8 protein-coding genes are annotated in these 12923 nt (G+C 63.2%); 4 read left to right on the top strand and 4 right to left on the bottom strand.

Annotated elements, in window-relative coordinates:
- Positions 1–45: 45 nt before the first annotated feature.
- From LGH70_RS12925 to LGH70_RS12910, 4 genes are all read right to left on the bottom strand, one after another.
- Positions 46–1056: a hypothetical protein gene (locus LGH70_RS12925; RefSeq protein ID WP_226186209.1), complete on the bottom strand. Its 1011-nt coding sequence runs from the start codon at positions 1054–1056 to the stop codon at positions 46–48.
- Positions 1057–1080: 24 nt separating this feature from the next.
- Entirely contained in the window at positions 1081–2067 is a 987-nt protein-coding gene (locus LGH70_RS12920) for a hypothetical protein (RefSeq protein ID WP_226186206.1), read from the bottom strand.
- Between the two features lie 231 nt (positions 2068–2298).
- The gene (locus LGH70_RS12915; RefSeq protein ID WP_226186205.1) at positions 2299–4857 is read right to left on the bottom strand and encodes an FdhF/YdeP family oxidoreductase; all 2559 of its coding nucleotides are present in this window, start codon (positions 4855–4857) and stop codon (positions 2299–2301) included.
- A 154-nt stretch (positions 4858–5011) separates the two neighbouring features.
- Positions 5012–5329 carry a DUF7009 family protein gene (locus tag LGH70_RS12910; protein WP_226186204.1) on the bottom strand — a complete coding sequence of 106 codons (318 nt, stop codon included), beginning with the start codon at positions 5327–5329 and terminating at the stop codon, positions 5012–5014.
- Positions 5330–5688: 359 nt separating this feature from the next.
- Here LGH70_RS12910 and LGH70_RS12905 point away from each other — a divergent pair, with 359 nt between their 5' ends.
- From LGH70_RS12905 to LGH70_RS12890, 4 genes are all read left to right on the top strand, one after another.
- Complete coding sequence (locus LGH70_RS12905) at positions 5689–6453, top strand: hypothetical protein (protein WP_226186203.1); 765 nt, start codon at positions 5689–5691, stop codon at positions 6451–6453.
- Between the two features lie 78 nt (positions 6454–6531).
- Positions 6532–9285 (top strand): TonB-dependent receptor, encoded by a 2754-nt coding sequence (locus LGH70_RS12900; protein ID WP_226186202.1) that lies wholly within the window; start codon positions 6532–6534, stop codon positions 9283–9285.
- Positions 9286–9296: 11 nt separating this feature from the next.
- The gene (locus tag LGH70_RS12895) at positions 9297–10436 is read left to right on the top strand and encodes a DUF4249 domain-containing protein (RefSeq protein WP_226186201.1); all 1140 of its coding nucleotides are present in this window, start codon (positions 9297–9299) and stop codon (positions 10434–10436) included.
- A gap of 41 nt (positions 10437–10477) precedes the next feature.
- Entirely contained in the window at positions 10478–12898 is a 2421-nt protein-coding gene (locus LGH70_RS12890) for a hypothetical protein (RefSeq protein WP_226186200.1), read from the top strand.
- The last annotated feature ends 25 nt before the right edge of the window (positions 12899–12923 follow it).

The raw sequence follows: 12923 nt of genomic DNA, 5'->3' as shown, positions 1-12923 counted from the left end.
GCTTATGGAGCTACCGGCCAGCCTGGGCCCAGACGTAAGAATGAGTTAGTATTTGTAGCAGAAGTAGATGTAGTCGCCCCCGGCGCCATCGTTGATATCCTGGTTGTCGCGCACCCAGCCACTGGGCGGCTGAATGCTGCTGCTGTTGCCGGAAATGACGCCTACCTCCCGGATGGGGGTGCGTACCGGACTGGAGGAGCTGGAGGGGAAGGGGCCCTTGGTCAGGAAGCAGTAGATGTATTTGCCGCCCGCGCCGTCGTTGCAGTCAATCTGCTTGTACTGCATGTTGGCGGGCCAGGAAGTGCCCGTCGGGTTCCAGATATGCTCGTAGTTCGGGCCTGGGTCGGCGCCGGATATGGCTTGCGTCCAGGCCTCGGCGTGGAACTTGGTTACGGCCAGCTTGTCGCAGGCAATAGACCCGCAGAGGTTGCGGTAGCCATGCGGATCGACCTGCTTGCGCGAAAAGCACAGGTAGATATACTTGCCGCCGGCGCCCTTATTCAGGTCTGCATTCAGCTTGAAGTAGCCCGGCTGCGCGGCCACGGAGGCGTAGCTGCTCTTGGCCAACTCCAGATCCATGATGTAGTTATTGGGGTTATCGGTCGGGTCGCCGTCCATAGACTGGCCCTCGGAGGAAGTGAAGGTGGAGTAGACCGTGGGCGTGCCGCCGCCGCCGCCACCGCCGCCGCCGCAGTAGGAGTAGTCGTCGCAGGTGGGCTCGATGGGCTGGATGTAGGGCACGTCGGGGCCGCGGGTGGCGGCCAGCAGGCTCTGAATGCTGGCCCAGCTGCGGTCCTCGGCATTCATCTTGGGCCGCACGGGGCGGGTACCCTCGTTGGGAATCTGCACGCTTTTGGCCACGTACTGGCCCAGCGGGTCACTGTTGACACCCTCCGACACGCGCTGCACGAAAGCCGTCCACATAGAGGTCGTAACGCCGGTTTCGGGAGTGGCGGCCGGCGCGGGGGCGGCCGATTCCTTGCTGCAGCCGAGCATACCGCCCATGCCGGCGGCTACGAAGGCCGCTGCTACACTGAGTTTTACTAGATTCTTCACGGAGTAATAGGAGCTAAAAATGGATTAATACTTGGTGCACAGATAAATAAAGTCGCCACCCGCGCCCTCGTTCAGGTCTTTGCCATCCCGAACCCAGCCGGCCGGGGGCTGAATGCTGCTGCTGTTGCCCGACAGAATGCCGACTTCCTTAATCGGAACTTTGGGTGGCGTGCCGCTCTGCCAGCCCGCCGGGCGCTGAATATCCTTGGTCATGTGCGCGTAGATGTACTTTCCACCGGCACCGTCGTTCAGGTCGCAGAGGTAAAAGCTTCCCCAGGTCGGGTTCCAGACTTCATCCAGGCCTGTGCCGTGGGCGTCGTGGTCGGAGCTGCTGCTGTAGCTGTCGGCCCAGATTCGGGTGAGCGGATGCTGCGCCGGCCATTTGCCCGAGTGCCCCTGCTCGAAGGAGCTGCGGGTGAAAGTCAGGAAGATGAATTTTCCGCCGGCCCCCTTGTTCAGGTCCGCGCTGAGCTTGGTATAGCCTGATTTGGCATCCACGGAGGCGTAGCTGCTCTTGGCCAGCTCTACGTCCAAAATGTAGTTGTCCGGATTAATGAACGGGTCACCGTTCAGGGACTGGCCCTCGGAGGAAGTGAAGGTGGAGTAGACCGTGGGCGTGCCGCCACCACCGCCGCCGCCACCGCCGCAGTAGGAGTAGTCGTCGCAGGTGGGCTCGATGGGCTGAATATAGGGCACGTCGGGGCCGCGGGTGGCGGCCAGCAGGCTCTGGATGCTGGCCCAGCTGCGGTCCTCGGCATTCATCTTGGGCCGCTGGAGCCGGTCGGTGCCATCAGCGACCTGCACGCTCTTGGCCACGTACTGGCCCAGCGGGTCACTGTTGACACCCTCCGACACGCGCTGCACGAAAGCCGTCCAGGGGCTGGTTTGGTTTCGGTCTGCGTTGTTGGGTTCCTTGGGAGCTACGCCCGTTTCTTTGGAGCAACTGATCAGCAAGGTGAGACCACCCAGCAGCGCTACGGCCTTGCGGCCCGAGGGAGATGTAAACTTCATTGCAACAGGAATAAAAAAGTAGAAATGAGGATAAGACAGGCCACGCGTTGTTGGCAAGACGGATGGATAGACGAAATGTAGAGCCCACCCCGCCCGGCCCGAACTTTATTACACCAACCCGGACTTTGACAGGATAAACCGGGAGTTTGCCTTGCGCTGCTGAGTTGCAGCGCATAAAAAAAGGCCCCTCACGGTAGTGAGGAGCCTTTTGCTGGCAGAGAAAAAAGGGGCTTACGAAACGGCCGCCACCCGTGCTTCCAGATACTCTTTGGTGCTGTTGAGGGCCAGCGTCGGTACCACCGTCACCACCACGTACTTCGAGGTGGGCGTGTTGCTAACCTTGGCTACCGAGCCCACCGGCACCAGCGGGTTGGCCTCGGGGAAGTAGGCCGCCACGTTGCCCTTGGGAATGTCGTAGGGCACGGCAATGAACTTCTCCACCGTGCGCTTCTCGCCCTTGAAGTGGCTGGTAATGTCAATCAGCCCCTTGGCCTCGATACCACGCTCGGCCATGTCCTGGCGGTGCATGAACAGCACGCGCCGCTCACCGTGCACCCCGCGGTACCGGTCGTTATACTCGTAGATGGTGGTGTTGAACTGGTCGTGGCTGCGCACGGTCATCAGCACCAATTGGTCGGGCTCCAGGTGGTGCTTTTCCAGCTCGGTAGTGGAGAAGTTGGCCATGCCGTTCTTGGTCGTGAACTTCCGCTCACGGGGGCCGTTGGGCAGGTAAAATCCGCCGGGGCGGCGCAGCTTCTCGTTGAAGTTGTCGAAGCCCGGAATTACGCGGGCAATATGGTCGCGGATGACGTCGTAGTTTTCCGTCATAGCTACCCAGTCGGCAATGTTGATTTTGTTGCCCAGCGTGGTAATGGCTACACCACAAAGAATGGCTACTTCGCTCATCATCTGGCCCTCAAGCGGCAAGAGCACGCCCTTGTTCTGGCTGACGACGCCCATCGAGTTTTCGCAGGAGGTCATCTGCTGCCCCGACTTCTGCATATCCACGTCGAGGTGGGTGAAGCAGGGCAGGAGCAGGCTGGTTTCGCCGGTGGTGAGGTGGCCCCGGTTGAGCTTGGTGCCCACAAACACGGTCAGCTTTTGCTTGCGCATGCCTTCGGCAATGACTTCCGTGTCGGGGCCGGCGGCCAGCAGGTTGCCGCCCAGGCTGAAGAAGACCTTGGTTTTACCCTTGTACATGGCCTTGATGGCCTCCACCGTGTCGTAGCCGTGCTCGTAGGGTGGCTGGAAGTTGAACTCCTTGCCCAGTGAATCCTGGAACTCCTTGGTCGGCTGCTCCCAGATACCCATGGTCCGGTCGCCCTGCACGTTGGAGTGGCCGCGCACCGGGCAGGTGCCTGCGCCCGGCTTGCCGATGGCGCCCTTCATCAGGTGCAGGTTCACGATTTCCTGGATGGTCTGCACGCCCTGGCGCTGCTGCGTGACGCCCATGGCCCAGCAGGTGATAATCTTCTGCTTGGTGCCGATGATGTTGGCCGCTTCTAGCAGCTGGGCCCGCGAAATGCCGCTGACTTCCTCAATATCCTCCCACGAGGTGTTGCGGATGTTCTGCTCGAACGACTCGAAGCCGGTGGTGTACTTGTCGATAAAGGGCCGGTCGACGACGCGGCCGGGGTTCAGGTCCTCGGCTTCGAAGAGGTGCTTCATAATGCCGCGCAGCACGCCCATGTCGCCGTCCACGCGCACCTGCAGGAAGAGGTCCGTAATCTGGGTACCGTCGCCCATCAGCGCGCCCAGGGCCCGCAGCGGGTTCATAAAGTCCTGGGGGTTCTTGAAGTGGTTCAGGCCGGCCTCCAGCAGCGGGTTCACACTGATGATTTTGGCCCCGTTGCGCTTGGCCTTTTGCAGAGCCGTAAGCATGCGCGGGTGGTTGGTGCCCGGGTTCTGACCGATAACCAGGATGACCTCGGCCTCGTGGATGTCGTTGAGTGTCACCGAGCCTTTGCCCAGACCCAGCGTGGGGCTCAGGGCCGCGCCGCTGCTCTCGTGGCACATATTGGAGCAGTCGGGCAGGTTGTTGGTGCCCAGGAGCTTAGCAAACAGCTGAAACAGAAAGGCCGGCTCGTTGGGCACCTTGCCCGAGGTGTAGAACACGGCCTCGTGGGGCGAGCTGAGCGAGTTCAGGTTGTCGGCAATAATCTGGAAAGCGGCGGGCCACTCGATGGGGGAGTAGTGGTTGTCGCCGGGGCGCTTCACCATGGGGTGGGTCAGGCGGCCAGCGTTGTTCTGGTCCCGGTCGGTCATGCGCGAGAGTTCGGCCAGGCTGTAGCGGGCAAAAAACTCGGGGCCGGCGGCTTTGTCGTCGGCGTCGGAAGCGGTGGCCTTGGCGCCGTTTTCGCAGAATTCGGCCACCGAGCGGTGGTCGTCGGGGTCGGGCCAGGCGCAGCTGGAGCAGTCGAAGCCGTCCTTCTGGTTCATGTTCATCAGGCCCTTGGTGCCCCGGCTCATGCCGCCTTCGCTCCAGCTAAACTGCATGGACTTGATAACGGCCGTGACGCCGGCCGCTACCTTGGCCTGCTCTTCGAGGCGCAAGCCGGTAGGGGCATCCGGGGGCTGGGCCAGGATGGGCTGCTTGTACTTGGCGTTGGCTACGTCGGGGGCTGGTATCACGCTTTCGTCTCGTTCGTGTTGGGGGTCGGGGCGGTAATGGTCAGGCGCGGGTGCTTTGCCTTGGTCGGGTCGTTCCCCGCTTTTCGGAGCATTGGCTTCGGCGCCTTGCTGTTCGGTTTTGCCAGCTTTGCTGGGGTCTTCGGCGGGTGACTTTTCCATAATAGGCAAACAGATGAAGCGGAAAAAGGATAGGCGGCCCGGAAATTTTCCTGCGGCGGTCCGGACCCCGGGCTGCGCGGACCGCACTACTAAAACTCAGACGCAGAAGCCAGTGGTGGGGTTGCCGAAACCGGAAGCCCGCGGCCGGTTACCGCTAGTGGCGGCAGTCGAGGTCCTTTTCCACCAGAATTCTCAGGGCCTGGCCAGCTTCGAGCGGCAGCGTGGCCGAGAGACCATTCTGCTCGGAACCCAGCCAGGGCCGGGCCAGGGCCGCGGGCAGGTGCACCGTCAGGCCCCCGGCCGCGTAGCTGACGCTGAAGTCCGGGGCCTCGGTTTGTTCTAGGGCGTAGGTGAGCGGGCCGGCACCGGGCAGGCCCACGGCTACGGCCACCCGGCCGGTTTGGGCAAGCTGCTGCGCGTCGGCTTCGGAAAGGCGCAGGCGCAGGGAGTTGGCTTCGAGACGGAGTTTCATGCAAACGGAACGTAGACCACAGAGTAACCCCACTACGCGGCTAAGGTTGTGGCGGAGAAGAAAGCCCACTAGTATTTTTTGCCCTGGCCCGCGGCCCGGCATTCCGGCCAATAACTCCCTTGTGGATTCGGAACGAAAGATTTTAGGGTCGCGCGAGCAACCAGCAGGCGGGGCCGCCGGTCCATACCTTATCTGCCACTGCCGGCCTTTGGTACGCAAGTTTGCCGTCTGGTTCTTAGCTTGCTAGTCGGAGTGCGGCGCCCAGGTTCTGGCCGGGGTAGTGTTCTGCTTGTTTTGCCGCCCGGTCGCCTATTGTAGCAGCCCAAAAGTGCCGGATGGCGCATTCCTTATTGAGTTCGATGCACAACATTTACGTATTCACTTTGGGCCTGGGCCTGAGCTTACTCAGCCAGCAGGCCCGGGCCCAGGCTCAGCTTGCGGCCGACTCCAGCGCGCAGACGTCCACGGCCCTGGGCAGTCTGCGCCAGCACTACACCCAAGGGCTGGGCGCCGATTCGCGCCTGTACAACGGAGCCGAGTACGTGGACTACGTGCGCTACCACGTGAACGGGCACCAGTTCTTCGGGGCAAAAGAGCAGCAGCGGGCCACCCTGGAGTACGGCGGCGCTACCTACGAGCAGGTGCCCCTGCGCTACGACATCGTGAAAGACAAGCTGGTGCTGCAGGCGCCCAGCAGCATGCTGGATATGACTCTCACCGACGAAAACGTGCGCCGCTTCCGCATCGGTACCCACCAGTTCGTGCGCCTCGTCGCGGCCGACACGGCCGGCGCGACGCTGCCCCGCACGGGCTACTACGAGCTGCTCGTGGCCGAGGGCACGGTGCAGCTGCTGGCCCTGCGCCGCAAAGACCTGCAGGAAACTGCCGCCGCCGGCCGCCTGGTGGGCAACATCACCCAGAAGAACGATTTCTACCTCTTCCACGGCCGGCGCTACTACAAGCTGACGAAGGCCAGCACGGTGGTGGGCCTCTTTCCCGAGCACAAGGCCGCCCTGCGCAAGCACATCCGGACCCGCAAGCTCTCCTTTGCCAAAGACCGGCGCGAAACGTCGCTGGTGGAGTTGGTGCGCTACGCCGTGGCCCAGCCTGCCACCGCCAAGTAGCGGCCCTACTGTGCAGCCCCAATAGCTGACGGGCTGCCGTCTTTTAGAGTATCTTTCAGTTTGCGCAATCATCTGTTTATGAAATACTTTTACCGGCTCTTGCTGCTGGTGTTAGGGTGTGTGGGAAGCGTGAGTAGCTATGCTCAAACGCCGGAGCCGGTTATCAGCGGCACGTTTCGGGGCCTGACCCTGGAGCAGTTTGTGCGGCAGCTGGAAGCCCAGACCCAGTACCGCTTCTTCTTCGACTCGGCGGCCGTGAAGCAGGTGAAAGTGACCCTGCAGCCCCAGGAGCAGTCCTTGACCAGCGTGCTGCAGCAGGCCCTGGCCCCGGTCGACCTGCGCTTTGCCATCGACGCAGACCACAACGTATTCATCACCCCCGGTCGGCCCCTGGTTACGACCCTGCCGGGCAACTTCTTCCAGGGCGGTGTGGCCACCCCGGCTGCTACCGACCAGCCGGTGGCCGTGGCCGAGCCCGTACGGGCCGCCACCAATCCGGCCCGACTCTACGAAATCGGCAGCCCGCGCGAGGGCCTCACCAAAGCCACGCTGGCGGGCCACGTGCGGGAGGCCAAGTCGGGCGAGCCGGTGCTGGGGGCCTCGGTGTATATCGAGGCGCCGGCCGTGGGCGTCTCTACCGACCAGTTTGGTTACTACGCCCTTACGCTGCCGCCCGGCCGCTACACGCTCAACATCCGGGGCATCGGTATCCGCAACACTCAGCGCCGTATTCTGCTGCACTCCGACGGTAAGCTGGAAGTGGAAGTGGAGGAAGACATTACCAACCTGAAAGAGGTGGTGATTGAGGCCGAAAAAGACAAGAACGTGGCCGGCATGCAGATGGGCCTGGAAAAGCTCGACATCAAAACCATCCGGCAAGTGCCCACTGCCTTCGGCGAGGCCGACATTCTGCGCGTGGTACTGACTTTGCCCGGCGTGAAGGCCATCGGCGAAGGCAGCACCGGTATCAGCGTGCGCGGCGGCGGCACCGACCAGAACCTGATTCTGTTCAACGACGCGACGGTGTACAACCCGTCCCACCTGTTCGGCTTCTTCTCGGCCTTCAACCCCGACATGCTCAAAACGGTGGAGCTCTATAAAAGCGCCATTCCGGCCCGCTACGGCGGCCGTTTGTCGTCGGTACTGGACATTGCCACCCGCGACGGCAACAAGAAGAAGTTTTCCGGCTCGGGCGGCATTGGGGCCCTCACCAGCCGCCTGACCCTAGAAGGCCCCATTATCAAGGATAAAAGCTCCTTCCTGATCGGGGCCCGCACTTCCTACTCCGACTGGCTGTTGCACTTGCTGCCCAACCGCGACCTGCGCGAAAGCTCGGCCTCCTTTTATGATCTGAGCGCCCACATCAGCCACGAGCTGAACGAGAAAAACTCGCTCTATGCCACCGGCTACCTCAGCCGCGACCGGTTCAAGCTGGCCTCCGACACGGCCTATGCCTACCAGAACCGCAGCGGCAGCCTGAAGTGGAAGCACATTTTCAGCAACCGCCTCTACGGCGTGCTTACCGGCACCTTCAGCCAGTACCAGTACCAGGTGGCCAGTGAACGAAACCCGGTGACGGCCTCGGAGCTGTCCTATGGCATCACGCAGCTTGGGGGCCAGGCCGACTTCAGCTTCTTCCTGAACGCCAAGCATACCATCGACTTCGGGGTCAGCACGTTGCGCTACCGCGTACAGCCCGGCCGCTTGGTGCCCCAGGGCAATGAGTCGTTGATACTGCCCGACGAGCTGGCCCGCGAGCAAGCCCAGGAAAGCGCCCTCTACCTGTCCGACCGGATCGATATTACCTCCCGCCTGGCCGTGTCGCTGGGGCTGCGCTACTCGCTCTACCAAGCCCTGGGCCCGCGCGACGTAAACCAGTATTTGCCCGGTGCCCCGCGCAGCACCGGCACCATCGTGGACACGGTGCGCTACGGCGCGGGCGCCACCATTGCCACCTACCACGGCCCCGAGTACCGCGTCTCGCTGAAGTACGCCCTGACCGATAATTCCTCGGTGAAGGCCAGCTATAACCGCACCCGCCAGTACATCAACCAGCTCTCAAACACGGCTTCGCTCTCGCCCACCGACACCTGGAAGCTGAGCGACGCCTACGTGCGGCCCCAGGTCGGCGACCAGGTATCGGTGGGCTACTACCACAACTTCCGGCGCAACACCATCGAAACCTCGGTGGAAACCTACTATAAGCGCATGCACGACTTTGTGGACTACAAGAACGGGGCCCGGCTGCTGCTCAACCACCACCTCGAAACCGATCTGATCAATGCCGAGGGCAAGGCCTACGGGGTGGAGGTGTCCATCAAGAAATCGACGGGCAAACTCAACGGCTGGCTGAACTACACCTACTCCCGCTCCCTGGTGCAGGCCAACAGCAGCTTTGCCGCGGAGCGCATCAACGGGGGGAAATACTACCCCAGCAACTTCGACAAGCCCCACGACGTGATGCTGGCCGGCAACTACCGCTTCAGCCGCCGCTTCAGCACCTCCGTGAACTTCAACTACAGCACCGGCCGCCCCATTACGCTGCCCCTGGCCCTGTATTACGTGGACGGCGTGCCGCGCGTGTACTACTCCGACCGCAACGCCTACCGCGTGCCCGACTACTACCGCGTCGACTTCGCCATGAACATCGAGGGCGGGCACAAGGCTAAAAAGCTGGCCCACAGCTCCTGGACGGTGTCGGTGTATAACCTCACGGGCCGCCGCAACCCCTATTCGGTGTACTTCAAAACCCAGGAGGGCCGCGTGGCGGGCTACCAGCTTTCCATATTCGGCCAGCCCATCCCGACGGTAACCTACAATTTCAAGTTTTAGTAAAGAGTCTTATGCCGCTGCTCAAACAGTATTTTCTCTGGCTGCTGCTGGTGCTGGCCCTGCCCGGCTGCGTCGACCCCTTCGAGCCGGACGTACTCGACTCGCCCCCAAAGTACCTGGTGGTGAATGGCTTTATCAACCTGAGCGGCGTGACGACCATCCGCCTGTCGCGCACGCAGAGCATTGCGGGCGGCGCCGCGCCGCTGGTAGAACCAAAGGCCACGGTGACGATTGTAGACGAAACCGGCGCGCCCTACACCCTCACCGAGCAAACGCCCGGCACCTACGTCTCGGCGGCCCTGAACCTGAGTCCCGGCCGCAAGTACCAGCTGCGCCTGCGCACGGCCGCGGGCCGCGAGTATGCCTCAGCCCTGGTGGCGGCCAAAGTGACGCCGCCCATCGAAAGCCTGCGCTGGGCCCTCGAAAACGGGCGTGTGCAGGTGTACGTGAATACCCGCGACGCCACCAACAGCACGCGCTACTACCGGTGGTCGTACGCGGAAACCTGGCAGTTTGAAACGCCTTACTACTCGGGTCTGGAGTACGTGGGAGGCCGCGTGCAGCCGCGCACCGAGGACGTGTCTACCTGCTGGACGACGGTCAACTCGTCCTCCATCGAGCTTAGCTCCACGGCCCGGCTCAGCCAGGATGTGGTAGCCAACTTCCCGCTGGTGCTGCTGCCGGGCAACTCCGTGAAGCTGCGCGTCAAGTACAGCGTGCTGGTGCGCCAGTATGCCCAGACGCCCGAGGAATATGCCTACTGGGAGCTGCTGAAGGCCAACACCGAAACCGTAGGCAGCCTCTTCGACCCGGTGCCGTCCCAGCTCACGGGCAACGTGCGCAGCCTCACCGACGACACCGAAACCGTTATCGGCTACGTGGGCGCCAGCACCGAAACCCAGAAGCGCCTGTTCATTTCCAGCTCCGAGCTGCCCGCCACCGTGTACGAAACCGGCTACAAGTGCCCCCGGCCCGATACCGTGCTGCTGGGAGGCATCAACGGCGCATTTGGCAACGGCGCCGTCGTGCCGCTCTTCGGCGTGTACGGTCCGCCCCTGACCAGCATCCTGGTCGGCTACGCTACCGCGCCGGCCGACTGCGCCGACTGCCGCCGCCGCGGCACCAACAAGCGCCCCGACTTCTGGCAGTAGCCTTCCGGGTTCCTTCTTTCCACCGCCTGCGCCGCCTTCCCGTGACCTGTTCTTCTGTTGATTTTTTCTGGCGCCGCGCTGCCCGGCCGCGCCCCGTACTGGGTGCCACCGTGCTGGGGGTGCTGGGCCTGCTGGCCGCAATGCCCGCCACCGCCCAAACCGATTCGCTGGCCCGCATCGGTCCGGCCCTGGTCCGCTACGACCGGCACGCCCCGGCCGAAAAGCTGTTTCTGCACCTGGACCGGCCCAGCTACGTGAGTGGCGAAACCATGTGGTTTAAGCTCTACGCCGTGGACGGGCGCCGGCATCAGCCCCTGGCGGCCAGCTCGGTAGCTTACGTGGAGGTACTCAATGAGGAAAAGCGGCCGGTGCTGCAGGCCAAAATTGCACTGCGGCAGGCCACGGGGCACGGCTCCCTGGTGCTGCCTCCGGCTTTGCCCTCGGGCCGCTACACCGTGCGGGCCTACACAAGCTGGATGAAGAACTTTGGCCCCGAGCTGTATTTCCATAGCCCGGTTACCATCGTCAATACCCGCACGCCGCTGAGCGTGCCCGCCAAAAGCGCGGCGCTGAGCTACGACCCGCAGTTCTTTCCCGAGGGTGGCAACTTGGTGCAGGGCGTGCGCAGCAAAGTCGGTTTCAAGATAACCGACAGCCAAGGCCGCAGCGTAGCCGCCGAAGGCACCGTGCTGGACCAGGCCGGCCAGAGCGTGGCCACCTTCCGGACGCTGCAGTTTGGCCTGGGCAGCTTTTTATTTACGCCCACGCAGGAAGGCGGGCCCTACTCGGCTGTTATCCGGGTGGCGGGTCAGCCGCCCATTACCAGCGCCCTGCCGCCGGTGCGCGCGAGTGGCTACGGGCTGCGCCTGGAAGATGAGGACGCCCAGCAGCTGCGCCTGGTAGTGGAGGTGAAGGGCGCCGTGCCCGCCAACGAAAACCTGTTTTTGCTGGCCCACACCCGCCAGCAGCCGGTGGTAGCCGCGGCCGGGCAGCTTTCTCAGGGCCAGGCGCTGTTTCTGGTTGATAAGCAGCAGCTGGCGGCCGGCATTACGCACTTCACCCTGTTCAACAGCCAGCGGCAGCCCGTGGGCGAGCGGCTGTATTTCCGGGCGCCCACGGCCACGCTGCCACTCTCGGCCCGCACCGATAAAACCCAGTACGCACCCCGCCAGAAAGTAACCTTGCAGCTGGCCGCTACGGCAGCCTCGGCGGCCGAGCTGTCGGTGGCCGTGTATCAGCTCGACTCCTTGTCTGCGGCTGGCGGTGCCGATATCAGCAGCTACCTCTGGCTTTCGTCCGATGTGAAGGGCACCGTGGAGCACCCCGAGTACTACCTGGCGCCGGGCCGTGAGGCCGCCGCCGACAACCTGATGCTGACCCAGGGCTGGAGCCGGTTTCGGTGGGCCGAGGTGCTGGCCCCGCAGCCCCGGCCGCTGCCCTACCTGCCCGAGCTGAACGGCCACGTGGTGCGGGGCCGGGTGCTGAACAGCGCCACCGGCGCCCCGGCCGAGGGCATTGTGGCCTACCTGACGGCCCCCAGCCGCGCCATTCAGCTCTACAACTCCGTAAGCCGGCCTGATGGCAGCGTGCAGTTCGAAACCACGCAATTCTACGGCACCCGGCAGCTGGTGGCTCAGCCCAATACGGCCCAGGATAGCCTCTACCGCGTGGAGCTGCTCAACCCGTTTTCGGAGCAATACGCGGCCGGCCGGCCCACCACGTTTACTCTGGCCGAGCAGCTGGCCGCCAGCCTGCAGCGGCGCCACGTGCAGGCCGAGGTGCAGCAGCACTACTTGGGCAAACAGGCGGTGCGCTATCTGGCGCCCCCGGCCGATAGCACCGCTTTTTATGGCAAGCCCAGCGAGCAATACCTGCTCGACGCCTACACCCGCTTCAAGGTGATGGAGGAAGTGATGCGCGAATACGTGCCCGGCGTGCTGGTCCGCATCCGCAAGGACGGCTTCCACTTTCTGGTGCCCAATGATAACTCCCGCGGAGTCGAGGAAAACCCACTGGTGCTGCTCGACGGGCTGCCCGTGTTCAATACCAACCGCATCATGGCCTTCGACCCGCTGAAAGTGCAGAAGCTGGACGTCGTGACCCGGCGTTATTTCGTTGGCAAACAGGTGTATAATGGCATCGTGAGCTACACTACCTACAAGGGCGACCTGGCGGGCTTCCCGCTGGATGCCCACGCGCTGCTGCAGGAGTACGAGGGCCTGCAGGGCCAGCGTGAGTTCTACGCCCCGCGCTACGACACACCCCAGCAGCAGCAAAGCCGCCTGCCCGATTTCCGCAACCTGCTCTACTGGAACCCAAGCGTGCAGACCACTACCAGCACCGAACTGCCGTTTTTCACCTCCGACCAGGTGGGCCGCTACCGGGTGGTGGTGCAGGGCCTGACGAAGGACGGCCTGCCGGGCACGGCCAGCTTCACCTTCGAGGTAAAGCCCAGCCTGTAGAAGGCCGGAAGGTTTCTAAAGTCGG

It is taken from the genome of Hymenobacter nitidus (assembly GCF_020447315.1).
GTDB classification, from domain to species: Bacteria; Bacteroidota; Bacteroidia; order Cytophagales; family Hymenobacteraceae; genus Hymenobacter; species Hymenobacter nitidus.
This window is presented reverse-complemented; position numbering and strand designations above follow the sequence as displayed.

Coding starts and splice junctions, on each gene's coding strand:
- LGH70_RS12895 (WP_226186201.1), top strand. CDS start 9,297: ATGCCGCTGCTCAAACAGTATTTTCTCTGGCTGCTGCTGGTGCTGGCC.
- LGH70_RS12910 (WP_226186204.1), bottom strand. CDS start 5,329: ATGAAACTCCGTCTCGAAGCCAACTCCCTGCGCCTGCGCCTTTCCGAA.
- LGH70_RS12905 (WP_226186203.1), top strand. CDS start 5,689: ATGCACAACATTTACGTATTCACTTTGGGCCTGGGCCTGAGCTTACTC.
- LGH70_RS12900 (WP_226186202.1), top strand. CDS start 6,532: ATGAAATACTTTTACCGGCTCTTGCTGCTGGTGTTAGGGTGTGTGGGA.
- LGH70_RS12920 (WP_226186206.1), bottom strand. CDS start 2,067: ATGAAGTTTACATCTCCCTCGGGCCGCAAGGCCGTAGCGCTGCTGGGT.
- LGH70_RS12915 (WP_226186205.1), bottom strand. CDS start 4,857: ATGGAAAAGTCACCCGCCGAAGACCCCAGCAAAGCTGGCAAAACCGAA.